We start from the raw sequence: 25,439 nt of genomic DNA, 5'->3' as shown, positions 1-25,439 counted from the left end.
ACCCGCCGACCTCTATGCTATGTCGCTATCTAGGCGCGGCGTAGAAGAAAGCTGCGGTGTATCTGGACAATTCGACGATGCTGACCCAGAATGATGCAATGCTCATCCCCGACGGTTTCCCCGGCCAGCGAATGCTGGTGCTGCCGCGTCCGCGCGTGCGTGAATACCTCCAGCAGGAAGGGACCACTCGCCTCGTCGTGACCGACTGCGGCTACTTTCCGCAGGCCGACTCGCACGGGCGCAGGCGCGTTGTCCCCATTGCGCAGGTCGTGGTCATGGTTTGTGTGGAAGGCTCCGGCTGGTGTGAGACGGAGGTTGGGCGCTTCCCGGTGAAGCGCGGCCAGGTCGTCATTCTCATGCCCGGCCGGCCGCACGCCTATGGCGCCGACGCCCTCGATCCGTGGACGCTGTGGTGGTTCCACGCAGCGGGCCCCGACATCGAGGCGTTCCTCCGCGTCGCAGGAACAACGCCGGAGAATCCGGTGCGCAGGCCGCGGAACATCTATCCGATCGTGTCGCTCATGTCGGAGATCCTGAGATGGATGGAACGCGACTCCACGACTACCAGCTTGATGGCCGCTTCCGGTGCCGCCTGGCATGTTCTGACCCAACTGGCGTCCGAGCGATCGCGATCCGCCGATTCCGGCGACGCGATCGAGCACGCCGTCGAATACGTCCGGGCCCGCATCGTGGACCACATCAGCGTTCCGGAACTAGCGGCGATGGCGTCGCTAAGCGCTTCGCACTTCTCGGCCCTTTTCAAGCGCGAGGTCGGATATCCGGTACTGCAGTATCAGACGCTGCTACGTATGGCGCGCGCACGCGAGTTGCTCGACGTGACATCGGGCACAATCGCTGCGATCGCCGCCGAGGTGGGTTACCAGGACTCGTTCTACTTCGCGCGGCAGTTTAAGAAGATCCACGGCATGACGCCACGCGAGTACCGCGACGAGCACAAGGGCTGATCGCGGTACTAGCGTGGTCCGCTCATCGATTGACTGGAGCAGACTCGGAATCAACCAAGAGAAGACGGACGAGCTCATTCGCCGGGTCGCGTTCAGCGATGGGTCGCAGGAGCTCGCGGGCACAGTGGGGGCGGTCAGCGAGCAAGGCAAGCTGTGCCTCCATCACGGCGATCAGATCGCGGTGTCCCCGTTCCAGGTCATCCCAGAAAATCAGCATCGAGGGCAGAGATGTGGCGAAATAGTCGATGACGGGATGCTCTTCGCGCTTCGAGTCCACGTAGTCCCGGTACTCGCTGGTGAGCCGCTCCGCCCGGACGGTGTCGCCCAGGCGGCGGGCGGCGAGGATCGAGTAGTAGGTCATTGGGGAGTAGGGCACACTCGCCATCGTGGTGAAGTCGCCTGCACTATTTGCTGCCGCTGTCCACGCCGCGTCCGCCTCACCATCCAGTGCAGCCGCCGATGCGGCGTCTCCGAGGGCTAAGAGGATGTCGGAGAGGTTCGTCAGGGGATGCCGTTCCTCTCCGAGAAAGGCCGGGAGGTCGATAGCGGAGCGAAGGGCGCTGACCGCTTGTTCCGGACGATTCCTGGCGTTGGCACGGGTCGCGACCGCTCGCTGGGCCATCGACCACACGCGGATGGTCTCCCCCTCGCCGCCCTCCCACGGGCTGAAGCGTCTGCTCTCCATGAACACCACGGCTTGGTCCTCACGGCCCAGGATCACGAGCAGCTCAGCATACGCGAGCGCGAGATCGTCCCGCTCGGCCATCGAGCCGGGGTGGGGTTCCAGGTCGGCGATTCTGATCTCAGGGGCCACCCCTGCCCTGCGGGCGAGCTGATCCGCCTCGTACAGCAGCTTGCTGTCACCCGGGGCCGCGGACAGCGCATCCCGGTAGTAACGGATGGCGAGCTCAGGGTCGCGCCGCACGTTGTGCGCTGCGAGGCCGAGCCCGCGCAGCACAACGGGGTCTCCGGGCTCAAGCACGTCCGCACGCTCCAAATGCTCGATCGCGTCGTCGTAGCGACGATGGAAGTAGAGCCAGTGCCCGAGCAATGCATGGGCACGCGCGTCATCCGTCCGATCGATCCTGCGCTGCAGCAGCAACGCGTCGGCGAGCCCGGACGCGAAGCATCGGTCAGCGCCGACCGTGCGCGCGAGCGCAAGCGCATCGGCGGCCGCGCCGTCGTCACCGAGCGCATCCAGCAGCTCGGCACGCTCATAGTGGATCAGCGGAAGCGGATTGCCCGCTCCGGCGACAGGGGCGGCCTGCGCGGCGTGCGCCGCAGCGTCCAGCACCCGCAGGGCGTCGCCCAGGAGCCCGAGCGATCGGTACTCTTGCGCCACGTCGCGGAGCGTTCCGGCATCCGCTCTCCCCGGACCGACGGCGAGGTCGCCGAGCCAGGCGTCCAGCTGGTCGAGTTGACGCGCGGCTCCGAGCAGCGTTTCCGATTCGCCGTCTCGCCCGAGTTGTCTAAGGGCACAGATGCGAATCGCGATGGCCTGGAGCTGGTCGGCGTCGAGGCGGGATACCTCCTCCGCGTGTGCGAGCGCCTCCCGCCACCGGCCCGAGCTCGCGGCTTCCCTGGCGAGCATCAGCTGTGCCGGCGAACGCCAGGCAAAGTTCCACGCACTCTTGGCGAAAGCATTCACGGCTTCTGCATCCCGGCCCCGCGCCGTGAGCACGACCCCGAGCAGGTACGATGCCTCACCGTCGGCAGGGTTGGGATTGCGCCGGGTTTGCCGCGCCATCGCGGTGCGGAGGTGCGCCTCCGCCTCGTCGAGCCGACCTGAGGCGAGCGCCAGCGACGCGAGCGAGACGTTCGACCGCGAGTCGGAGGGGTCGCGTCGCAGCGCTTCGCGCCAGTACGTCTCCGGCGAGCGCGTCGCGTGACGGTACTGGGCAAGGTGCACCCCAGTCAGGTACAGCTCGTCGATCGATTCGATCTCCGAGGCCGCAGGGGGTTCCGTCGCCGTCTCGACGCCGTCGGGAGCTGCGTCGCGGTACGCGGTGGATGCGCGTGCCAGTTCGACGCCGTCGCCGTCGCTCACGATCAGGGTGATGTCGCCGTTGGCCGGCACGGGCACACGTGCGAGGAGCGGGTGGCCAGGCGCGGCGGCGCCCTCGGTCTCCCAGAGGACCAAGGAGAATTCGTCTTCGACCCGCACGGCAACGATCGGCCTGCGTGTCGTGGTCGCCACTCCGAGCGCGGCGGATCGTCCGGCAGCCCCGTCGATGATCCGGAGACTCAGCGCGGTCTCGGTGGTCGCCTGGCTGAGTGGGCCGATGCCGTGGTACGGAAACCAGTACTGGCTGAACGTCTTGGTCTCGCCGGGCGTCAGGTAGGAGAAGTCCGGCTGATTGTCTGTATAAGCGCCGGCCATCAGCTCCACGTACGCGCCGTCACCGTCGCTGAGATTCGCGTCCCACGCATGACCGAATGGTGAGTTGCCCCATGTCCACTGCTTCTTTCCGGGAGCAATGTGGTGGTCGGCGACGTGGGCGAACCCTAGTTCCGACGCGAAGTCGTAGCCCCCGAAGAAATCGTCCTCGCTGGCGACGCACATGTACGAGGTCGGCACCGGTATGTTCTTGTACCAGTCCAGGCGGTCGGCATCGGGCCCGGCATATTCCGGACTCTCCGCATCGGCTCGCGCTTTATAGTCGATCCCGTAGTACGGCCGATCGGCCGCGGGGAAGGCGGTGATCGCCCTCTTGGCGTGGTCGGCTACGACATGCACGTCTGACGGGAAAAAGGACTGATAGTCGTCGTGAACGCGGACCGCGGCATTCGCCCACCAGAGGAAGGTCTGGGTGACGGCGGTCCTGTTGAACAGGCGTACGCGCGCCTCGATGAGCGCGCTTCCAGGACGCAGACGGATGCCGTGCATCCCCTTCATCCGTGCGAATGGATCGTGGTCGGAGCACCAGACTGTGACAGAGCCGTCCTGTTCCCGTTCGATCGACCAGTCCATCGGGAGAAAGGTCGCCGGGCGGTGATGCTGCGGCCAGTTGAACTCGATGCCGCCGGAGATCCAGGGGCCAGTCAGGCCGACGAGCGCCGGCTTGATCACGTTGTTCCGATAGAAGAAATCCAGGCCCGTGACCTTGTCGATAGCGATGTGGACCCGCCCGCCGATCTCGGGGAGGATCGCGAGACGCACGAACTCGTTCTCCAGATGGATTGCCTCCCAGAGGCGCTGGCGCGGCTCGTGGCTGATCGATTCGATGAACGGCAGCGGGTACACGCGCCCGGACGATCCTTGGTAAACGCGCGTCTCCAGATATGCGGGCATGCGCTCCGGGGTTCCCGGCTCGTATGTCCGCAGCTCAACCGCCTCACTCCAGGCCGCGACCTGGAGTTCACGCTGATCGGAAGGAGCCGGAGGCAAGGGGAAGTGAGCATCTGAGTTGGACATATCGAAGACTCTAGAATCCAACGAAGCCGCTTGGGAAGATGCGTTTCAATGCATCATCTGGACGATTCGCTGATCACCGCCTGTGCTCGGCCAACGGTAATCCCTCCTCGCCACGAGGAAGATTCGGCTCCCTAGAGAACCAGCGCTGACCCGGAAGTGTGCGCCTCGAGGCTAACGGCTGGGTGGTTTGCCAGCTCAACGACTGCTTGCAGGAGCACATTGATTCCGTCCGCACAGGCTTCGGGGGTCGAATATTCCCGCGGGTTGTGGCTGATGCCGTCGTAGAGCCCGGGGATAAAGACCATCCCCGCGGGGCTGATAGAAGCGATTTCCCCGGCGTCATGGCCGGCGCCTGATGTTATTTCCATGTAGCTGAATCCCAGGTTTGTTGCGGTCTTGGCGACCAACTCCCGCATGCGGATGGGGAACGCGACCGGAGGCGTTTTCGCCGTGGTTCGCGAAGCGATGGAGACCCCGGTGGCTCGTTCGACTTCGGCGAGGTACCTGTCCAGGTGTGATTCCATAAGGCGCATGGAGTCACCATCCGGGTTTCGCATATCCACAGTCATGAGAACCTTTGCCGGGACGATGTTGATCAGGTTCGGGTACGAGTCATGCCGGCCCACGGTGGCCAGCATCTGCCCATATCGCCCGGACTCCACCATCTCATTGAGCTGGACGGTGATCATCGCGGCAGCCAGGCCGGCGTTTCTGCGCAGCGTTTGCGGAGTGGCGCCGGCGTGGGCAGCCCTACCCGTGATGTGCAGTTCTTTCCAGGTGATGGCTTGAATCCCTTGGACGACGCCGATCTGCCTGGTGGCCGCGGCAAGGATTGGGCCCTGTTCTATGTGGCATTCGAGATAGGCATAGGGGGGCGTGATGGGCACTTGGACGTCCCCGATAAGTCCGTGGCGTTCCAGTTCGGTTCTTACACTGGTGCCGTCGCGGTCCTGAATCTCAAGCGCCTGCTCCAGGAGCAGACGCCCGGCTGCCACTGCGCTGCCGAGCATGTCGGTTCCGAACCGCACGCCTTCTTCCTCGGTGAAGATGGCCAGCTCGAGGGGTCGTAGCGTGACAACGTCGTTCTCGTTAAGCGTGCGGATGACCTCGAGGCCGCCCAGAACGCCGAGGCATCCGTCAAACTTCCCTGCTGTCCCGACGCTGTCGATGTGGGATCCCATCATGACTGGCGGCAGGGAATCCGATCCACCCGCGCGTCGGGCGTAGATGTTGCCCATCTGATCAATGCGGATGGTCAGGCCGGCATTTTCCATCCATCCCAGTACGAGCTGCCGCCCTTGGATGTCCTCGTCGGTGAGAGCGAGCCGGCGCACGCCGCGGAGCCCGGTTTCCCCATCATCGTAGGCGCCCAGTTCCCCGAGGTCCTGGAGCGAGGACCAGAGCCGGTCCTGGTCGATACGGATATGGGAAACGGTGGGGTGGGTCATGATGTACCTCCTGAAGACTGGTGTTTCATGGACGTCAAGAAAGTTCGGTACCGCAAATGCGGTTGAAGGCGACCAGGTCCGTGGCGCCCTCGGTAGAGAAGACCAAAACGTCGTCGCGCGGGCCAAGGCCCAGGGCACGGGCGTGGGTGATGATGCCGGCAAGCCCGGCCGCACCGCTTTCCCCGGAGATCACGCCGTCAGCGTGGAGTGCCCGCATGGCATCTTCCGCGGCGGCATCCGTCACGGTGGCGAAATAGTCGAAGCCGCGGGAAACATCGGGCCACGCGATGAGTGAAGGAGTCCCGCAGTTAAGCCCGGCCATGATCGATTGTTGCGGGCCCGGGATCGTGCTGATCTGTTGCTGTTCCACACTGACCGTGACACAGTCCGCCTCGGTGGGTTCGACACCGATCAGGGTTGTTCCTTCGAAATCCCGGAATCCGCGGACCACCGCTGCGGCAAATGCGCCGACACCGATCTGCGCGGCGACGGCACTGGGTCGCGGAACGGCGCCGGCCTCAATCTCCTGCAGCACTTCGGAGATCATGGTGGAGTATCCATCGATGACCCATGATGGCGGATCGACATAGCCCTCCCATGAGGTGTCGGAGATCACCAGGGTCGCGTCCGTTGCGAGCCCTGCGCTGCGGGCGATGGCTTCGTCGTAGCCCCCGGCGACCACTTCCACCGTGGCGCCCTCATCGCGGATGGCATTAATGCGCTCCTGCACCATGTCTATCGGGACCACGATGTGGGACGCCAGCCCCAGCAGGGATGCCATTCTGGCCACGGCCCGGCCGTGATTTCCGTCGGTGGCCGCCGTCAAACGCAGGCGAGGACCGTCCAATAGGAGCCTCTTCAGTTCCTCAAGGGAGGGCTGGGCGGCCAGCTCAAGCCCAAGATGCCGCAACAGCACCCGGTAGGTCGCCCATGAGGCCCCAAGAATCTTGAACGAAGGCATGCCAAGCCGGACTGATTCGTCCTTCACGTGGACTGAACGTACGCCCAAATGACGGGCGGTCTCAGGCAGGGACCGGATGGGGGTTGGTCCGTAGCCGGACAGGGACTGGTGAAAGCTCAAGCTTTCGGCGACGAGGAATCCTGTCTTCGCCTTGTTGGTCATCGGGTTTGCGACGAGTCTCGGGTCTGTCATGGTGGTCCCTCCGGTTGGCAGCGTTGCCGACATAAAGCTAACAATTTGTATGACAACTGTCAAATAACAACCAATACTACTTTTTTTCCTCACAGAGCGCCCCGCCCACTGCGCTTCCGCCCACGGGGCGGGATGCGTCAGCGGGCAACCGCCCGTGTAGCCGCCCTGGAGACTGACCCGGCACGGGCGCCGGTGTGCACTCCGTTCCGCCACACCGCCTGGCCGCCCACGGTGACGAGATCAACGCCCTCCGGATGGCAGTGTGGAGCGTCGAAGGTGGCGGTATCGATATATCGGTCGGGGTCCAGCAGAATTATGTCGGCGCGCATCCCCGGGGCGATCAGTCCCCTGTCATGCAATCCGAGAAGGCGTGCCGGCCGGCTGGACAGCCGGGCGACGGCTTCGGGAACGCTGATCAGCTTCTCCTGGAGCGCGTATCGTCCGAGCACTTTCGGGGCCGTGCCATAAAGCCGCGGGTGGGGGTGCGGATTGAAGACACCGTCTGATCCGACAAGCGCGCCAGATCGCAGGAAGATCTCCTTCACGACCATCTCGGTGGAATAGTGGTCGATCATGCCGGCGTCGAGCTCTGTATCGGAGAGCAGATCCATCACCACAAAAGCCGGATCAGTCCCGGTCTCTTCCGCTATCCGGGCCACCGTCTTGCTGATGTCCGCCTCGCGCGGCGCAGCCGCCTGGGTTATCACGATGTTCTCCGGACCGCACGCGGCGAAAAGATTCTCCCAACCGTCCAGGCCGCTGTGCATGTCCCGGGCCATGCGATCCCGCTCACGGCGGTTCCGCAGCCTGTCGAGCATGGCGTTTGCCCCGCCGTCGAACGCGTACGGCGGCAGGAGTGCCCCGAGGAGGGTACTGCCGGCCCCATAGGGATACTGATCGAACGTCAGCCGGATCTTCTCCTGGGCCGACGACAGCAAGTCGATGAGATCCGCGAGGAGGTCCTCGCAGCCGACCAGCTTGACGTGGGAGACATGCAGGGCAGCGCCCGTAAGTTCTGCCACCCGGACAAATTCCCCTATCGAATCAAGGACGCCACGTGCTTCGTTGCGGACGTGGGGAACCAAGGGCACGTCATATTGGGCCGCCACTTCGGCGATGCCGATTAGTTCCTGGGTGGACGCATAGAGTCCGGGTGCGTAAATCATGCCGAAGGAGACGGCCCTGCACCCGGCTTCCAGCGATTGGACGACCATGTCCTTCATCAGGGACATCTCGCGCCGGTCCGGCTGCCGGTTGCTTGTCCCAATCACCGACTCGCGGATGGCACTGTGCGGAACGCAGCTGACCATGTTGGTGGACGGGCGTGAACTGTCCAGCGCGCTGAGGTAGTCGTCCATGCTACGCCACGTCCAGGGAGCATGTCTGCTAGGTTCGAGCGCCTGCAGGTACTTTTGGCGCCCGGCCAGGAATTCCTCGGTGACGGGCGCGGGGCCAAGGCCGTCGGGACAAATGAGTTCCGTGGTGAAGCCCTGGGCCACCTTCGCTGACAGGAGCGGATCATCGAAGGAGTGCAGTGCGCTATGGGCATGTAGGTCGATGAACCCCGGACACAGCAGGCGCCCTGTTCCGTCGATGTGTTCCCTGGCGGATGTGACGGGCAATCTTGCTCCCACAGCCGTGATGAAGCCGCCGTCCACGGCTACGTCTGCCGTGCGGACTCCTGTCTCGTCAACGACCTGAGCACTGGTAATCAGCAGTTCCGCTTCCATGCCTTCTCCTGTTTCGTCCTGGGACGCCTCTTACGAAGCGGTCGTAGCCATCGGCGCGGTTCGCCGCGATCTCAGGGGCCGGTAATGGACAGCTCCCGGTGCAGAAATCTTCCGTCCCCGCCCCGGCCCCGGTACTGTCCGTGATCGACAACTACCTTCCCCCGGAGCAGCACGGTCCGAACGGCCCCGGACAGTTCCTGGCCTTCGTAGACGGAATAGTCGACGTTCATATGATGGGTGCGGGATGAAACGACATGGTTCGCCTTCGGATCGAAAATCACGACGTCGGCATCCGCCCCAGGCGCGAGGGAGCCTTTGCGCGGGTACAGTCCAAAGGTCTTTGCCGGCGCGGTGGAGCAGATCTCCACCCAACGGTTGAGGCTGATCCTGCCGCCAGCGACGCCGCCATGGAAGATCTGTTCCAGCCGATGCTCAACGCCCGGGAGGCCGTTGGGGATGGCCCGGAAGTCATCGACCCCGAGCAAGCGCTGATCCCAGCAGAACGGGCAGTGGTCGGTGGCGACATTCTGGATGAAGCCATCGGCCAGGCCTTTCCACAAAACGTTCCGGGCTTCGCTGGACCTCAAAGGCGGTGAGCATACGTACTTGGCGCCCTCAAACCCGGGGAGCTCCAGCCTGCTGTGGTCCAGGAACAGATATTGCGGGCACGTCTCGGCCAGGGCACGGACGCCCCTGTCACGAGCCCGGATGATTTCCTCGAGCCCTTCGGCAGACGAGAGGTGGACGATGTAGACGGGGGCGCCCGCGACCTCCGCCAGGCGGGTGACCCGGTGGATGGCTTCTGCCTCCAGTGCAGCGGGACGGGTCTTGGCGTGATCGACGGGAGCGGTCTGTCCTGCCTCAAGTGCCTGCTCCCGAAGCACGTCGATGGCGGGGCCGTTTTCGGCATGGACCATCATCAACGCTCCTGTGCGCGCTGAATGCTGAAGCATCCTCAAGATGACGCCGTCAGGCGAATAGAGTCCGGTGTAGGCCATGTACAACTTGAAGCTCGTTACTCCTCGGGCCATGAGATCCTCGACTTCAGACGGAGTCTCCAGGTCACAATCCGTGAGCATCATGTGAAAGCCATAGTCCACCGCGCATTGCCCCTCCGCCTTCGCGTGGTACCAATCCAGGCCCTGGCCCGGACGACCGCCCGGCGGCGCGTACGCGAAGTCAACTACCGTCGTCGTACCGCCCAGTGCGGCTGCTCGGGTGCCGGTGGCGAAGGTATCCAGAACCGGCGCGGCCTGTCCCTGGGCCTCAAAATGGGTGTGCGGATCGATACCGCCGGGGATAACGTAGCAGCCGTCCGCCTCGATAATTCTTGCCCCGCCACGCCGGCAGGCTGCGGCCAACTCGGAGCCAGGGGCCATAAGCGCCACGATTTTCTCGCCGTCGATGAGGACGTCGGCCGTGGTGGTGTCCGCAGCCGTCACGACGGTGCCGCCGGTGATCAGGAACGTTCCCATTGAGGTCTCCTTTGTCTATGCAGTGTCCTGGAGCTCGAGCCGTGTGCCTGCCGGCCCCCGACCCCGGGAAGGGGCGGGAGCAGGCAGGCCCGCTGACCTCCTACTTGCCGCCGGCGGTGGGGGTGACCGACAGGGGTTTGTAGGATGCGCCCTTGACGTCAACGCCTTCGGCCTTCAACAGTGCGAGGGCGGCGTCGTTGATATCGGTCCTGTAACCGCCCTGGGGCAACGCCTTGATCGCCTTGCCGTCGACCCCGTTCTTCATGGCCTTGTCCCACACCGCCGGATCCATGTATCCGATGCCCTTGTCGTTGGGCCAGATGAGCTTGTTGACCTCGTTGATCATCCAGCTCTGGTGTCCCTTGCCCAAGGCGCTGCCGTTCTTGAGGACGCTGTCGACACAGTTGGCCGCGTTATCCCTGCAGTCGATCCAGCCCTTGTAGCTTGCTGCGAGGAAACGGGTGGCGGCGTCCTTGTGCTTGGGGTCCGCCAGCCAGCTGTCCCGGCTGTAGATGGCGTCTTCCAGGGTCTGGTAACCGAAATCGTTCAGGTTCAGAACGCTGAAGTCGGAGGGCTGGAAGAGCTTTCCGGTTTTGGGATTCACCGTTTCAAGCAGCTGCGCATATTCGTTGTAGGTCTTGGCCTGAATAGATTGCACGTCGTTCTTCAGCAGGGGCGAGACATCGAACGGCTGCTGGATGACGTTGACATCCGTCGTCGGCTCGACTCCATTGGCGCGCAATGCGGCGTAGAGGACGGTCTCGTTCCCGCTGCCCCAACTTCCCATCTTTGTGCCTTTGAGGTCCTTGATGCCGTGTATTCCGGAATCGGCCCAGGAGACTTGAAGGAAAGCACCCTTTTGGAAGACCTGGCCGATGTCGACCAGGTCCGAACCCGCCTCCCGGCTGGCCATGCTGGGCAGGGCCTGGGTTACGGCGATGTCCGCATTTCCGCTGGCGAGAACCTGCTGCGGCGAAACGTTGTTGCCGCCCTCCTGGATTGTCACGTCCAGGCAATTGGCCGCGTAGTAGCCTTTCTCCTGCGCCTGGTAGTAACCCGCGAATTGGGCCTGGGTGACCCACTGGAGGACAACTTTGACGGTGTCTGTGGCCGCACATTTGCTGTTCGCTGGCGCGGGGTTGTTGGTGGTCGCAGCGGACATGCCGCCGCATCCGGTCAGAAGAAGAGCGCCGGCAGCCAATACCGCAACGACTCCTGCGGGGCGTTTGGGTTGAATGGACATGGTGGTTCCTTTCACTTGCGGTCAGGTGCATAAATCAGGGCCAATACAGGGTGTTTCTGTGTCTAGCTGGCGCGCCGTTTCCAAGGCACGCAGGCCCGCTCCAGAAGCACCACCGCTCCGTAGAGAAAGAGTCCGAGGGTGCTCGCCATAACGACTCCGGCCCAGGTGACCTCGAAGTGGGATAGCGCCGCCTCGTTGGAGATCAGGACCCCCAAGGCGTTGGCGGGGCCGCCGAAATACTCTGCGACGAGCACCCCGATGACGCTGACCGTGGCTCCCACACGAAGTCCGTCAAAGAACGAGGGAAGGGCCTCCGGGATGCGGACCATCGCCATCGTCTGCCGGGGTGAAGCTGAGAGGGACTCCATCAGCTCGCGGTGGATCGGGCGCATGAGCAGCAGCCCGCGCGTGGAATTGACGAACACGGGAAAGAAGACCATGACCGCGGCAACCGAAGCTTTGGACATCACGTTGGTGACGCCGAACCAGGCATTGAAAATCGGCGCAAGGGCGATGATCGGAGCGCAGCTGAGCACGACGGCCGTGGTCATGAGCGGCGCGGACAGGCGTTTGGCCAACGACACGAGCAGAGCTGCCAGGACGCCCGACACGACGCCCAAGGCGAGGCCCAAGAGCACAGCCTGCAAGGTGGTACCGGTGGCCGAAACAATCCGGGGGAAGGTCCCGGTCAGCGTCTGTGCGATGGCTGACGGGGCCGGCAGGATGAAGGATTTCACCCCGCTGATTCGTACGCCGAATTCCCATACCGCCAGCCCGGCGATTCCGACGAGTACGGCGGGATACACGGTTCCGGCCCCGCGCACGAAGCCTGTCAGCCACGCCGAAAGCGGCGCGGGAAGCCTCGTCTCTGCTCCGGGGATCCGCTCCAATGACCCGGTACTCAAGCCGCACTCCGGATGGCGTCCTCTAACACTCCGTGAAGAGCCTTGCGCACCCGGGTCTCGATCTCATAGAAATGGTCTGAAGTGCGCGTCTCAGCTGTGCGTTGTTCCGGCAAGTCCACGGGGATGCGTTCGGCGATCCGGCCCGGGAGCGGGGACATGATCACTACCTCCGTGGAGAGGAAAACTGCTTCCGGAATGCTGTGCGTGACAGACACCACGGTTGTCGATGTGCTCTGCCAGATCCGGCGCAGTTCCCCCTGCATGTATTCACGATTCATTTCATCCAAGGCACTCAGCGGTTCGTCCATGAGCAACAGCCGGGGCGCGAACGACAGAGCCCGTGCGATCGCAGCCCTCTGCTGCATTCCCCCGGAAAGCTGGGCAGGGCGGTGGTCTCCAAAGTCCTCAAGACGGACAAGTTCGAGCATCTCCCCGGCAATCCGACGGCGTTCGGTACGGTTCACCCCTTGGACCTGGAGGGGCAACTCGATGTTGTTCCGCACCGAACGCCAATCCATCAGCCCGGGCTGCTGGAAGACCATTCCGTAGTCCCGGGCCTGCCGGGCCTCGGCCGCAGAGCGGCCATGGACCTCCACCGTCCCGGAGGTTGGCTGATCAAGATCGCCAATGAGGCGCAGAAGCGTGGACTTCCCGCAGCCTGAAGGCCCCAACAAGCAAACGAACGCCCCTTCGGCAATGTCCAAGTCAATGCCGGTCAGTGCTGTCACGTCTCCGCCAGCAGCGCTGAATACCTTCCCGGCCCCACGGATCCTTATGGCGGGAGAAGCAGGGGCTGTGGTGTTGATTGTCATCATGCTCTCCTGGTGCGCAGCGTGAAGTACTCCACGGCGTTGATTAGTTGGACAAAAAGGACACCCGCCAGTGCAGCCACCAGGACGGCGGCGAACAGATTCTCGGGCGAGTTCGAGTAGTAGTAGGCCGCGGTGAGAATCGCCCGCCCGATGCCCCGTCCGGTTCCGGCGGTGAGTTCCCCAGTCACAGCACCGACGACCGCTGCCGTGGCGGCCAGGCGGAGCCCGGTGAACAGACTCGGCAGCGCGGCAGGGAGCCTGAGGCGCAACAGCACAAACCATCGGGGGCAGGCCAAGGAGCGCATCAGTTCCAGATGCACGGCCGCAGGGGAATTGAGGCCAGTGAGCATGTTGACGGTGACCGAAAAGAATGACAGATAAGCCGCTACGAAGGTGATGGCCAGCCAGCTGGGAGCACCTGTCGCGCCGACCCAGACGATCATCAGCGGCGCCAAGGCCACGAGCGGGATGGTCTGGGAGACCACCAACCACGGGAGCACCCCGCGGGTGAGGAACCTGGATTCGCGCAGCACGACGGCCACGAGGACGCCGATGATCCCGCCAAGGAGCACGCCGTAGAGGGATTCGCGCAAGGTTACCGATGTCTCGTCGAGGTAGTAGGCCAGCAGAATCTGGCCACCGCCGCGGGTGGAAGGGGACAACAGCGCATTCAGGATTGTCACCAGATGCGGCATCGCGTCATCGGTCGTGGGGATTGGAAAAGCCATTTGAGTGCCGGGTATCCGGTCCCCCGTCGCTCGCCCGATCCCCTTATAGGCCTCCCACAGCAAGGCGAGGCAGATAAACACCAGACCCGTGTTGAAAGCGGATCGGGCCCACCGAAGGCGGGGTTTCCGGTCCTTGCGCTGCCTGTCGTTCAGCGGCAACGTCCCGGTTGCGGCCATATTGCCCGTTTCGATGGTCTCGACCACGTTCACCAGGTCCTTTTCTTGTGTCGGGATTTGGAAAGCTCCCCTTGGTGGTCAAAGTTCTGCACCGAGGCATTTCTTCTTAGAACACATATTGAACAGTTGTATAACAACTGACGACTGTCAAGACTTTTAGCGAAAACGCATCTCGGAGGTAACAAAACACTCGGACTGGCACGCGCGTGCGGTCTGCAGATTGTCGAAAATCGGGCGACTATGCGACCGGTGCGCCGAGATCGAGGCGCGACACTCGCGCCGCTTGCATGAGGCCCCGTTCTCAGGGCCTCCGGTTCGGCGCCGGTCCGCGCAAAGCCCCTTCCGCAAACTTCGTTTGTGGCACCGGCGGGGAAGCATCAGAGCCAGGGCCTGAGGGGTTGGAGCGGCGTCCAGTCTTTCAGGCTGTATGTCAACCTACAACAGTCATATCTAAAATCCGTGTGTCATGATAAGTCGATGGTCACCTCACCGAACAACAGCACGTCGAGAACGGACCGCTCTTCCGCTCTGCCTCCCACCCTGGTCCGCGGAGCGCGGCAGACGCTGGCTGATGAAGTGCGCACAGCCATCCTCCAGGAACTGATCCTTCCAGGGGCAGTTCTCCCCGGAGAATATCTGCCCACTGAGTCCGACTTGTGCATCAGGTACCAGGTTTCGCGCATTACGATCCGTTCTGCCCTTTCCAGCCTTCAAGATGCCGGATACATCCACCGGCGCCAAGGTAGGGGATCGCTAGTCCTCCCCCGGCCCCAGGCCCTCGCATCTGGACTCCTGAAACTCCAGTCTTTCGAGAAATTCGCCTCCGACCAGGGCGCCGTCGTTTCTTCGCTGGATCTGCGGATATACGAGACCGAACTCGATGCGGACACTGCGCTTAAAATGGAACGTCCAACGGGAGCCCCCGCGCTGATCATTGAGAGGGTCAAGGCCTACGGTGAAGAAAGGGTCGGATGGATTATCGACGTCGTGCCCAACGACGTTCTGCCACCCTCCACCATCCGCAATGCATTCAGTGGATCCGTGCTGGACATCCTGCTGGACCACGAAGCAAGCGATGTCGCTTACAGCGACTGCGAAGTCGCCGCAGTACCACTGGACTCGACAATGTCCGACCACCTTCAGGTTCCCGCAGGTACTCCAGCCTTCTACATGGACGAGCTAACTCGGTCGGCCGAGGGCAGGATCATTAACTGGAGCCGGGCTTGGATGCTCAGTCAATACTTCCGATTCACAATGCGCCGCATGCGCTGATCCCCAGGCGGCAACTGTCCAACCCACCCGCGCACGAGTGCCGGGCGGCAACGTGAACAGCGGGCCGGGGAGGGCGACCGCTGCCCGGTTTGTTCATATCGACACCTTCGGATCAAAGTAGCCAGCCATTTGGGCTGGAAGTAACCACAGCCAACCGCGTCGCGTGATAGACATCACCCTACCCCGCCGTTGGACTACTGTATACAAATTTCTCTTTTGATCTATAGCCGACTGTTCGCACGAACTCCGCGAGGCGCAGCTACCTCCGAGCGCAGTCCAAAGAAACGACCTTCAATAAACCTTATGCCGCGGGGCAAGCCGCTGCCGTCACGGTCAGGCCGCAAAGCCAAACCATAGGTGTGAGGGACTTCAATTCCCCGACTCGAAGATACGAGGCTTCCTGCCGGAATGGAACCGACGGGCGCAGACCGCCGCAAGCCAGACGAGTACGAACAGGCCGACCACCGCATAACCCAGCCCGGTCAGATCGATGCTCACCGTTGTCAGCGACATCAATTCCAGTGTCCCAATGCTCAGGGCGACGGCCGCGGAAAGCGCCGTGAGCGCAATGTTGTACTTGAGCCTTCGGTCCGGGCTGGAGAATGCCCTGCCGTAGGCTAGATTCATGAACCACCCGTCCAGGGTGTCCAAAAGACACATGCCCGCTGCGAAGAGCGTCGGCAGGATAAGGATGGCGTACCAGGGAAGCCCCGTTGTCGCTGCGCCCACTGCCACGACGAGCAAAGTGACCTCCGTGGCGGTGTCGAACCCCAGGCCGAAAAGCAGGCCCACCCCGTACATCTGCCAAGGCCGCGTGATGCTGCGCATGACGGGGCCCAGGATACGGACCATCAGACCGGTGGGAGAACCGCGCGCTGGATCCACCGGGCGGCCTTCCCGGACGCCGCGGAAGTCTGTCACGGCCCGGACCAGGATGAGCACATTGAAGGCCGCCAGGATGTAAAGGAAAACTCCCGAGATGGCGGCGCCCGCGAATCCCAGTGCTTCTCGCAAGGGAGAGGCGTCCTTCCCGAGCAGGCCACCCAGATACTGGGCGCCGCCGGCCAGCAGGGCGCACAGACCGAAGACAACGCTGGAATGGCCAAGCGAGAACCAGAAACCGACTGATAGCGGCGTGCGGCCATCCCCGATGAGCTTACGCGTGGTGCAGTCAATGGCCGCAATATGGTCGACATCGAACGCGTGCCGCATCCCCAACAGATACGCACCCGCCCCGATCCCCACGCCGAAGACCTGCGTGGAGCTGATGTGCAGGTTCAGCGGAACAACGCCGAACACCAGAACACCCCAGCCCACCACGTGCAACACGATGATGGTGCCGGTCATCGCACCGACGGGAGACATCAATTTCCGGCCTGCGATGACGTTGCCGCCGTCCTTCGGCCACTCCCGCGAAGCCCGGACCTCCATGCCCCGCTCCTGTCAGCCCATTGGAGGTGTCAGCCCGTAACGGGCGATGATGTCCTGCAGCCAGGGCGGCTCGCCGAACTGCAGCCCGTATTCGGCGGCCAGTTTGCCGATCACCTCGGGATCCGGCGGTCCCGCTTCGAAGTGATCAGCCAGCCCCCAGAAGAAATGCTCAAATCCCGCGGGGCTGATGATCTCGATCATTCGTGCCGGGACTTTGCCGGCGTTCCACATCGTGTGTAGCTCCCCCCGCGGTTTCGTGATGTAGCCCCCGGCGCCGAGCACGGCCTCACGATCGCCGGACCGGAACCCGATCTCGCCCTCAATGACGATCGAGTACTCATCCTCCCTCGTGTGAGTGTGCGGGGGGACCAGAGCCCCGACAGGAAACGGGTGCTCCACAATCGAAATTTGTTCATCGGTGTGCTCGCCGAAGAGCTTGAAGACAACCCCGATCGATCCGAGACTGCCTTCCCGACCCTGGCCCGGCTGCACGACTGTCAGCCGCGGAGCATTCTCCATGTCCATGACAGATCACCTTCCAAATTTCAATATACAATGGTGTGTATCGAAATTGTGCGGCAGCAAAGGACCAGTGTCAATACATTGAGTGAACACCACCGTTCATCCAAGAGCCGGCGCTACGAGATGAGCAAAAGGACCGAACAGATAAGCGGCACGCACCAGCGCATCGTTGACGCGGCCGTGACACTGCACGGTTCCGTTGGGCCGGCCCGCACCACGATCGCGGGCATCGCCGAGAAGGCCGGTGTCACCAGGCTGACGGTCTACCGGCATTTTCCCGACGACGAGGCACTGTTCTCTGCCTGCTCCTCCCACTGGCTTTCACAGCAGCAACTACCTGACCCGGCGGTCTGGTCCGGGCATGCCGATCCCCTCGACCGCCTCACCGTTGGCCTGTCCGACCTGTATCGGTTCTACCGCGACGGCGAGGCCATGCTCACCCGAATCCATGCGGACTGGGACGCGCTCCCCCAAACACACCGCACGGAACTCGAATCCAGAAACGCCTATTTCCGGGACGTCCTACTCGAACCGTTTTCCGAGCCAAACGGGAACCCCAGACTACGTGCCACCCTCAGCCACGGGATCTCCTTCTGGACATGGCGGTCGCTATGCCATGACAACGGCCTTTCGAACCATGATGCGGTCGAAATCATCTCCACCCTGATCACAACGGCAGTCGGCGTCCCGGAAACATCTGACCCACCCAGGCCAGAGAACGCGGGCGTCCGTTGACAGTGACCCCGCCGAAGCCGGCCCGCCCAAGGCATCCACGAGCCGGACCCGCACCAAGGCGGGAAGCATCCGTGGCCGGGCTAAGCGCTTCGGCCCTCCTGGCAGCAACCTTTGCGGTCGGTGCCGCCACTCCCGCTCTGGCCAACACAACCACACACACCAATACCATCAACGATGCAATCCCGGTAACCTGCGACGGGTCAGGCTTCACCTCCTACACAGGTTCAGGCAACTCGGTCACCCATCTGACGGTGAACAACGCAGGGGACTCCTGGTTCACCACGACAACAGAAGGAACGGTCACCCTGCAGACGCTGTGGAACGGCGCTTCGACCTCATGGACCGGTCATGTTCAGGAATGGTTCGGAAGTGAAGACAACAACAAGAACGCTGTCCAGCATGCCACGTTCAACTTCAACGGCACGAGCACCTCGGATCCGTCCAAGTCGCTGACCATGCACTCGGCATTCACCTTCACCGTCAACGCCAACGGGGCAGTGGTCGTCAACAACCAGACCGTCACCTGCCAGTGACGCTACCGACCCTGAACAGCTGAGGGTGGCACCCGGTCCAGGTGCCGCCCCCGGCTGGAGTGGAACGCGGACCAACCACAAAGTCGAACAACCCGCGGTTGCCCTGCGCCCAGGGATCGCCAGGAAGGCATGGCCACACTGATCGCGACACGCGCGGCAGCTGTGTCCTCGGTGCTGGTGCGGGTTCGGACTGACCCGGGCCGTTAGACGCGCTCTGGGAAGCTTTCGACTTTGGCGGGGTCCCGCTCGATGATGTCGCCCAGTGCGCCGTCGATCCGGTCGAGGGTCTCCTTGCCCAGGACCAGGTCGGCGGCTTTGACAGTGTCGTCGAGCTGCTCGGGCCGGCTGGCGCCCACGATCGCGGCGGAGACGTTGGTGTTGGCCAGCACCCAGGCCACGGCCAGGGTGGCCAGAGGCAGGCCGAGGTCTTCCGCTATCGGCTTGAGCTTCTCCACCCGCTCCAGGACGTGAGGCTGCATGAACTTGTGCTCTGCCTTAAGCGCGCCGTCGTCGGAAGTGAAGCGCGACGACGGCGGAACGGAACGGCCGCCGTCGTACTTTCCAGTCAGGACGCCCTGGGCCAGGGGGGACCAGCACACTTGTGTGATCCCGAGTTCTTCACATACGGGAACCACTTCGGCCTCGATGACACGCCACAGCATGTTGTACTGCGGCTGACTGGAAACCAGCTGGATGCCCAGCTCGGACGCCAGCGCCGCGCCGGCCCGGATTTCTTCCACTGTCCACTCGGAGACGCCGATGTAGTGGGCCTTTCCGGCGTGCACAATATCCGCGAAGGCTCCCATGGTTTCGGGCAGCGGTGTCTCGTAGTCGTAACGATGCGCCTGGTAGACGTCCACGTAGTCGGTCTGGAGCCGGCGCAGCGATCCGTTGATGGACTCCATGACGTGCTTGCGGGACAGTCCGCGGTCATTCTTTCCCGTGCCTGTGGGGAAGAAGGCCTTGGTCATGATCTCGATGCCCTCGCGGCGCACACCTTTCAGGGCCTCGCCGAGCATGGATTCGGCCTTGGTGTTGGCATAGGCGTCGGCGGTATCGAAGGTGGTGATGCCCAGGTCCAGTGCTTTGCTCACGCAGGCCGTGGCGACGTTCTGGTCCACGGTTTCGCCGTGGGTTGCCCAGTTGCCCAGCGCAATCGCGCTGACGTACATGCCGCTGTTGCCGAGTTTGCGGTATTCCATGGAGGTTCCTTTCAAGGGGCTGCCGGTTGATCCGGCAGAGTGTGAGACGGTTTGCGCAGGGCTTGCGGGGGTGCGGTGCTCTCGCGGATCACGAGCGTAGCCGGGCGGTTGAGGGCTCTGGGTTGTCGCCCGTTCATGGCGTCCAGTAGGAGCCGGGCAGCTTCTTGGCCCTGTTCGTCCACGTCATGGTCCATGGTTGTCAGACCCACGACCTCACAGAGCTCGTGGTTGTCGAAACCAAGCACAGAGAAATCGCGGGGGACGTCCAGGCCCGCCCGGCGGAGGACCATGAGCGCGCCGAAGGCCATCTCATCGGAGGCGACAAAAACCGCGGTCGGGGCATGGGCCGCGACGAGCAGCCGGGACATGGCTGCGGCTCCCCCGGCGACACTGTTCACATCGAATTGTTCAAGGACGTCTTCTTGGGCCAGTCCAGCCTCCCCCAAGGCCCCCCGGTAGCCGATGAGCCGTTGCAAGGGGGGCACACCCCCCAAGTTGCTGTCTTCCTCATCGCGGATGCCGATGAACGCTATCCGCTCATGGCCAAGATTCAACAGATGCCTCGCGGCATCCCGCCCGGCCCCTACGTCGTCCACGGACACCGATCCGATGCCGTGTCCTTCTGCACCGAGCAAAGCCACCGCCTGCCCTTGGGAGGCGAGCGATTCCAGTTCCTCCCTCCCAGGCTGAAGGGCCATGATGATGACCCCGTCCGAGCGGCCGTTCAGGCGCGGGGCACGGAAGAATCTCTCACGCTGTTCCGGGGTGGTCAGCTCATAGAGAAGAACGTCATACCCGGCGTCGCGAAGGGTGTGCGTGGCCGCGCCGATGGCCTTGCCGAAGAACCACTTGGCCAGCACCGGAACCACGATGGCCACCGTCATTGTCCGGCCCGTCGCAAGGCGCGACGCAGCCGGGGAAGCAGTGTAACCCAGCTCCGCCGCCGCTTCCTGCACGCGCTTGCGCGTTTTCGATGAAACTCCCGGTACCGCACGTAAAGCCCTGGACACCGTTGAAACCGACACCCCGGCAAGTTCCGCAACTGATTCAACACCGATAACCACGGGTTCAACCCTAAACGCCTACCCGTAGCTTCCGCAAGCGCTTGCAAGATATTTCGTCTTAGCCTGCCCGGGCTCGTCGCGGTCCTGGGTGGGGGCGAACAGAGTCCCCGGGAATAGGGCGAATCCGTCCGCGTACCTGTGGTGCTTGCCGAACGTCGCTGCCACCAGTTCCTGGAAAGGTCGGCTGATCCTGGCCAGGGAGTTGCGGCCTTCAGGGCGTAGCGTCGATCCCTTCCACACGCAGCAGGACTTCTTCGTGACGCGAGGTATCCAAGGTGAATTTGTCGTCGAACAACCGGATCAGGGGGTCCAGGGCGCTGGATGCGTTATTGTCCTTCGCTTTGCCGAGCAGTAGCGCGCTGCCGCCCTCGACATCGCGGAGATTGACGTCGTTGCCGGGCGTCGCGCCCACCAGGGTGCCTTTGACGTGGCGAGGAGCACTAACTCCGGTTCGGGATTGTTCCACGAGGTTGTATTCAAAGGAGTCTCCGGCCTGGACGAGCGGCCAGGCGCCGCCCCAATCCGCCACCGATCTTACGAATTCGTCTCCGGCACACGCCTCAAGGCTGGTCCCACTACGGAGCGAGGTCGCGGGCGGGCACCGAAGGCCGGGATCAGCATCTGCGGAAAGGCGGTCTCAGGGGGCACGTCCGCCTTTGAGGGGGCCTTGATCACTGTCTCCGGCGTGATGTCACACGTGCAAGCGGAAGAAAGAGAGGTACCGGCAGTCGGAATGTCCTGCTCGTGGTTGCCTTCCGGTTTGAATCTTGTTCGCAGGGTCGCTGCCAATTTTGACGATGATATCGAGTAGAGGCGCCTTCGGCCGTTCACGACGGACTCGACGACCCCGAATCCATGAAGTGCGGCCAGATGGTTCGAAGCTGTTCCTTGGGAAATCTGCAGCGCGGTGGCGAGAGAGCGCGGGGTTGCCGGGTTTTGCAAGAGAATCCGCAGGATCCGGACCTTTGGCTGGCTGGAGAAGACCCGATCCAGAGCGCCTTCAGGATTGACTTCCAAGAGTCCTCCGTTTGTATTGGTCGCGCCATGACGGGCCCGAAGTTCTTTGAATAAGGGGTGACTTTCGGCGATTCATGCCGCCTGATCGGCTGTGATGACGCGGACATTGGCACTGGCAAGCGCTTTTGCGATCGCGGGTGGCAGGGGTGCGTCGGTGACGAGGGTGTCGACGGCATCGAAGTCCATCAGATGGACGATTGCCGAGTGGTTCATCTTGCCGCTTGTCGCGACAACGACTACGTGGTCAGCCGCCCGGATCAAAGCCCTTTTCACGGGCAGTTCCAAGTCTCTGTCGACATACAGTCCGTCTGCGTGGATGGCCGCGACGCCGAGAAAGGTCTTCTGGGCCCGCAGTCGGTTGACTGCAGCCACCGTCATGTCGCCGGCGAATGCCTGGCTGTCCTGGAGGAGCTCACCTCCTAGGCAGATGGTCCGCGCGGATTTGAACTGCAGTCCTTGCTGGATCACCGGCGCCGAGTTGGTAATGATCGTGCCTTGGAAATCGTTGGGGAGTTGGTGTGCAACTTCGAAGCAGGTGGTTCCCGCATCAATGATGATGGTTTCCCGTGGCGAGATCAGGGCTTGGCATGCGATTGCTATGCGTTCTTTGGCGTCTGATTCATTGCTGGCTCGTTCGGCGAAATCCGTCGTGTGGAGGGCGCCGTGGGGCAAACTGACTCCGCCGTGCACTACCTTTACGATTCCGCGGGTTGCCAGGTCCCTGGTGTCCCGCCGGATGGTCATGTCCGACACAGACAGCGACGCAGCAAGCTCGGCAGTTGAGACGAACCCGTGTTTGCCGAGCCGGTTGATGATCTCGGTCTGCCGGGAGCTTAGTCCCACCGTGTTGCTCATAGCGACGCTCCATGTCTGGATTTGTGTTGGTGTTCAGGATATCCGGATCAACAGGGAATGTTTGAGGATCAACATTCCCTGTTGATCAGTGCCGTGCGTACTAGCGGGAAAAGTTCAGTTCGACTGCTTTGCCTTCGCGTGCGGACTGTTCTGCGGCAAGGCCCATCCGGACGGCACGGAGTCCGTCCTGGACGGTGACCTCGACGGCGGATTCGCCGAGGACGGTGCTCCGAAACCCAAGGTGCTCATAGTAGGTCGAGCCGTGGTGACCGCCGGCGGCGAGGATCTTCTCGTCCACTTCTATGGCCTTCCGCACGGGGTTCGGCGGATTTCTAGGGCTGAGCACGATTTCTGCGGGAACGTCCTCGTGGCCGGGCCAGTGCTCGGGTGCAACAGGGACAAAGCATTCGACCTTTGCTTTGTCGCCGATGATCGAGAGGTGCTCGTGGAACTCTGATCCTTCGGCGAACATGCATAGGTCGAATAGAGCACGGGCGCCGTGTTCGAAGTCCACGATCACGTAGGCGTTGTCGATGATGTCGGGAACCCGGCCGTCGTAGTTTTCGTCCTGATGATTGACGTCTGCGGCGCCGGAGGCATAGATACGAACGGGTTCATCGTCGAGGACATAGCGCATGAGGTCGAAGAAGTGGCAGGCTTTTTCGACCAGCGTGCCGCCTGTGCGCTCGTTGAACCGGTTCCACTGCTCAACCTTGTCGAGGAAGGGGTGCCGGTGCTCGGTGAGGGTGAACATCCGTACGCGTCCTAGCTCACCGTTCCTCACGGGCTCGAGCATGGCCTGGACGGGAGGCATATAGCGGTATTCCATGGCAACCCAGACCGGCGCCCCATAACCCGCCGCTGCGCTTTCGAGGGCGTCACACTCCTCGGTCGAGGAGCACAGGGGCTTCTCTATGAGGATGGGAATCTTCTTCCCGCTTGCGAAGATGTCCTTCAGGATTTCCCAGTGCGTGTCGTTGGGGGTAGCGATGACGAGAGCATCCACAACTTCAGAATCCAGCAGCTCCCGGTGATTGAGATACTCGGCGACGGGGTGGCCCAGTTGCCGCAAGGCCTCAGCCCGCGAAGACTCCGTTGGATCCGCGATTGCCACGACTTCACTGCCGGGAATCAGGGCCAGATTGCGGATATGTTCCTGACCCATGCATCCGACGCCGATCAGTCCGTACCGCAGTATCCGCGGCTGTTCCTCAGTTTTGGGTTCCGTAGGCATTTCCGTCCTGTCTCTCAGTTCTTGTCTGGAGTGGTCCAGCTCACATATCTAGATATACACACAAAATGTTGATTAGCCAACATAAAGTGTGATATTCATAACTTATGTGTTGCAGATCACGCCAAGAGGCAGCGGCCGGATGAGCAGGCCACTCCGCAGGTACCCCTCGTGAGCTGTCGAGGTGACTCGGGCACCCCCGCTCCCTCGACTGACCCTGTACGCGTATATAGAGTTCGTGCTCCCTTATATAAGGAATGACAATGAAGTCTCGCTTAGCGTTTATCGCGGCCACTGCCGCCCTCTCTGTTTCCCTGGCCGCCTGCGGCGGTGGCACACCCGCTACCGGCGGGTCCTCCACTTTGGAGCTTCAAACCGGCGTCGCGGCCGACACGAGCGAGATGGCAACGTTGAAGTCCATTGCGGCAGATTTCGAAAAGGCCAACCCCGGCAAGAAGATCAATCTCGTTGCCGCCGGCACCAACTATGAGAATGACATAAAAGTCCGTTTATCGTCGGGCAACATCCCTGATATCTGGATGACCCACGGGTGGTCCTTGCTCCGGTACAGCAAGTTCCTCACACCGCTGCAGAACGAGCCTTGGGCCAAGAACGTCGCCCCCGCCCTGGACCCGGTGATGAAGGACAAAGACGGTGCCTTGTACGCTATGCCCACCAACGTGGACATCACCGGCATCATGTACAACAAGGACGTGCTGGCCAAGGCAGGGTATAAGCCCGAAGACCTCAAGACCTGGGATGACTTCATGAAAGCATCCCTGAAGGCGAAGGCCAACGGGGTGGCATCAGCCATATACGCAGGCGGCAAGTCAATGGCGGGCACGATCCTGGACCACGTGATTTCAGGGGCCTACAGCCAATATGACCTGGCGAAGATGACCTCGGGAACCTTCGTAGGCGACAAGTACGCCCAAGCCCTGGATCTGATCGCCAAATGGCGGGACGCAGGACTGTTCAACCCGGATTACTCCTCGGCCACCAAGACCGACATGTCCAAGGCCCTGGCACAGGGTCAGGCACTGTTCGAATTCGGCCCCTCGCCGATCGCCAACGATGCCCTGAAGTTCAACCCCCAGGCCAATGTCGGGTTCATCCCGATCCCGAGCCTGAACGGCTCCCCTTCCTACCTGGACACAGGGGAACGGACGGCCTACGGCATCTCGAAAACCTCCAAGGACGTTGCGGGCGCGAAAGCCTTCCTCGCATTCCTGGCCAAGCCGGAAAATGAAACCAAGATGGCGGCAGCGTCCGCGGCCCCTCCCGGGCTGACAGACGCCAAGATGTCGGAGGGCCCGCTCAACTCAAGCTATGACACCTACGTCACGCAGGCCAAGACTCCGGCGGTGCCGTACTTCGACCGGGTCTACCTCCCCAACGGTGCATGGAGCACGATGGGGAACAACACAGACTCCATCATCACGAAACAGTCGGACGTCAACGGCGCGGTCCAGCAGATGGAAAGCACCTACAAGAGCCTATTCGCCCAAGGCAAATAAGGCTCAGTC

General features: G+C 62.6%; 21 protein-coding genes and 1 pseudogene. 5 read left to right on the top strand and 17 right to left on the bottom strand.

Annotated elements, in window-relative coordinates:
- Positions 1-56: 56 nt before the first annotated feature.
- Positions 57-965 (top strand): AraC family transcriptional regulator, encoded by a 909-nt coding sequence (locus LFT43_RS09380; protein WP_395802566.1) that lies wholly within the window; start codon positions 57-59, stop codon positions 963-965.
- Between the two features lie 22 nt (positions 966-987).
- Here LFT43_RS09380 and LFT43_RS09375 read toward each other — a convergent pair whose 3' ends face one another.
- The 9 genes from LFT43_RS09375 to LFT43_RS09335 all read right to left on the bottom strand — a co-directional run bounded on the left by LFT43_RS09375 (position 988) and on the right by LFT43_RS09335 (position 14,078).
- Positions 988-4,380, bottom strand: a complete 3,393-nt coding sequence (locus tag LFT43_RS09375) for a DUF5107 domain-containing protein (protein WP_395802564.1) — start codon at positions 4,378-4,380, stop codon at positions 988-990.
- A gap of 131 nt (positions 4,381-4,511) precedes the next feature.
- On the bottom strand, positions 4,512-5,828 hold the full coding sequence (locus LFT43_RS09370; RefSeq protein WP_395802562.1) for a hydantoinase/carbamoylase family amidase: 1,317 nt from the start codon (positions 5,826-5,828) through the stop codon (positions 4,512-4,514).
- Between the two features lie 34 nt (positions 5,829-5,862).
- Positions 5,863-6,981: a diaminopropionate ammonia-lyase gene (locus LFT43_RS09365; RefSeq protein WP_395802560.1), complete on the bottom strand. Its 1,119-nt coding sequence runs from the start codon at positions 6,979-6,981 to the stop codon at positions 5,863-5,865.
- 137 nt (positions 6,982-7,118) lie between these two features.
- Entirely contained in the window at positions 7,119-8,711 is a 1,593-nt protein-coding gene (locus tag LFT43_RS09360; RefSeq protein ID WP_395802558.1) for an amidohydrolase family protein, read from the bottom strand.
- Between the two features lie 71 nt (positions 8,712-8,782).
- Positions 8,783-10,186 carry a dihydropyrimidinase gene (hydA, locus tag LFT43_RS09355; protein WP_395802556.1) on the bottom strand — a complete coding sequence of 468 codons (1,404 nt, stop codon included), beginning with the start codon at positions 10,184-10,186 and terminating at the stop codon, positions 8,783-8,785.
- A 100-nt stretch (positions 10,187-10,286) separates the two neighbouring features.
- Complete coding sequence (locus LFT43_RS09350) at positions 10,287-11,429, bottom strand: ABC transporter substrate-binding protein (protein WP_395802554.1); 1,143 nt, start codon at positions 11,427-11,429, stop codon at positions 10,287-10,289.
- A 62-nt stretch (positions 11,430-11,491) separates the two neighbouring features.
- On the bottom strand, positions 11,492-12,334 hold the full coding sequence (locus LFT43_RS09345; RefSeq protein ID WP_395802552.1) for an ABC transporter permease: 843 nt from the start codon (positions 12,332-12,334) through the stop codon (positions 11,492-11,494).
- Positions 12,331-13,146 (bottom strand): ABC transporter ATP-binding protein, encoded by an 816-nt coding sequence (locus LFT43_RS09340; RefSeq protein ID WP_395802550.1) that lies wholly within the window; start codon positions 13,144-13,146, stop codon positions 12,331-12,333. The genes LFT43_RS09345 and LFT43_RS09340 overlap by 4 nt, the downstream gene beginning before the upstream one ends.
- Complete coding sequence (locus tag LFT43_RS09335; protein ID WP_395802548.1) at positions 13,146-14,078, bottom strand: ABC transporter permease; 933 nt, start codon at positions 14,076-14,078, stop codon at positions 13,146-13,148. Before LFT43_RS09335 ends, LFT43_RS09340 begins: the two co-directional genes overlap by 1 nt.
- A gap of 450 nt (positions 14,079-14,528) precedes the next feature.
- Between LFT43_RS09335 and LFT43_RS09330 the strand changes: the two genes are divergently transcribed.
- Positions 14,529-15,323, top strand: coding sequence for a GntR family transcriptional regulator (locus tag LFT43_RS09330; protein ID WP_395802546.1), 795 nt, complete (start codon positions 14,529-14,531; stop codon positions 15,321-15,323).
- A gap of 369 nt (positions 15,324-15,692) precedes the next feature.
- Here LFT43_RS09330 and LFT43_RS09325 read toward each other — a convergent pair whose 3' ends face one another.
- Together LFT43_RS09325 and LFT43_RS09320 are read right to left on the bottom strand one after the other, a co-directional pair.
- Positions 15,693-16,754 (bottom strand): HoxN/HupN/NixA family nickel/cobalt transporter, encoded by a 1,062-nt coding sequence (locus LFT43_RS09325; RefSeq protein ID WP_395802544.1) that lies wholly within the window; start codon positions 16,752-16,754, stop codon positions 15,693-15,695.
- 12 nt (positions 16,755-16,766) lie between these two features.
- Complete coding sequence (locus LFT43_RS09320; RefSeq protein ID WP_395802542.1) at positions 16,767-17,279, bottom strand: cupin domain-containing protein; 513 nt, start codon at positions 17,277-17,279, stop codon at positions 16,767-16,769.
- Positions 17,280-17,399: 120 nt separating this feature from the next.
- On the opposite strand from LFT43_RS09320, the gene LFT43_RS09315 reads away from it, so the two are divergent.
- Together LFT43_RS09315 and LFT43_RS09310 are read left to right on the top strand one after the other, a co-directional pair.
- Positions 17,400-18,011: a TetR/AcrR family transcriptional regulator gene (locus tag LFT43_RS09315; RefSeq protein WP_395802541.1), complete on the top strand. Its 612-nt coding sequence runs from the start codon at positions 17,400-17,402 to the stop codon at positions 18,009-18,011.
- A gap of 71 nt (positions 18,012-18,082) precedes the next feature.
- Entirely contained in the window at positions 18,083-18,544 is a 462-nt protein-coding gene (locus LFT43_RS09310) for a hypothetical protein (RefSeq protein ID WP_395802539.1), read from the top strand.
- A gap of 203 nt (positions 18,545-18,747) precedes the next feature.
- Here the strand turns inward: LFT43_RS09310 and LFT43_RS09305 are convergent, their stop codons facing one another.
- The 6 genes and pseudogenes from LFT43_RS09305 to LFT43_RS09280 all read right to left on the bottom strand — a co-directional run bounded on the left by LFT43_RS09305 (position 18,748) and on the right by LFT43_RS09280 (position 23,916).
- Entirely contained in the window at positions 18,748-19,746 is a 999-nt protein-coding gene (locus LFT43_RS09305; RefSeq protein WP_395802537.1) for an aldo/keto reductase family protein, read from the bottom strand.
- 11 nt (positions 19,747-19,757) lie between these two features.
- On the bottom strand, positions 19,758-20,810 hold the full coding sequence (locus tag LFT43_RS09300; protein ID WP_395802535.1) for a LacI family DNA-binding transcriptional regulator: 1,053 nt from the start codon (positions 20,808-20,810) through the stop codon (positions 19,758-19,760).
- Positions 20,811-20,864: 54 nt separating this feature from the next.
- Positions 20,865-21,281: pseudogene (locus tag LFT43_RS09295) on the bottom strand (fumarylacetoacetate hydrolase); the annotation flags it as partial.
- Between the two features lie 63 nt (positions 21,282-21,344).
- The gene (locus tag LFT43_RS09290; RefSeq protein ID WP_395802533.1) at positions 21,345-21,827 is read right to left on the bottom strand and encodes a winged helix-turn-helix domain-containing protein; all 483 of its coding nucleotides are present in this window, start codon (positions 21,825-21,827) and stop codon (positions 21,345-21,347) included.
- Positions 21,828-21,899: 72 nt separating this feature from the next.
- Positions 21,900-22,682 (bottom strand): DeoR/GlpR family DNA-binding transcription regulator, encoded by a 783-nt coding sequence (locus tag LFT43_RS09285; protein WP_395802531.1) that lies wholly within the window; start codon positions 22,680-22,682, stop codon positions 21,900-21,902.
- A gap of 100 nt (positions 22,683-22,782) precedes the next feature.
- On the bottom strand, positions 22,783-23,916 hold the full coding sequence (locus tag LFT43_RS09280) for a Gfo/Idh/MocA family protein (protein WP_395802529.1): 1,134 nt from the start codon (positions 23,914-23,916) through the stop codon (positions 22,783-22,785).
- Positions 23,917-24,176: 260 nt separating this feature from the next.
- Between LFT43_RS09280 and LFT43_RS09275 the strand changes: the two genes are divergently transcribed.
- A complete protein-coding gene (locus LFT43_RS09275) occupies positions 24,177-25,430 on the top strand; it encodes an ABC transporter substrate-binding protein (RefSeq protein WP_395802527.1) in 1,254 nt (417 codons plus the stop codon).
- Positions 25,431-25,439: the final 9 nt, after the last annotated feature.

It is taken from the genome of Arthrobacter sp. FW306-04-A (assembly GCF_044358315.1).
GTDB lineage: Bacteria > Actinomycetota > Actinomycetes > Actinomycetales > Micrococcaceae > Arthrobacter.
This window is presented reverse-complemented; position numbering and strand designations above follow the sequence as displayed.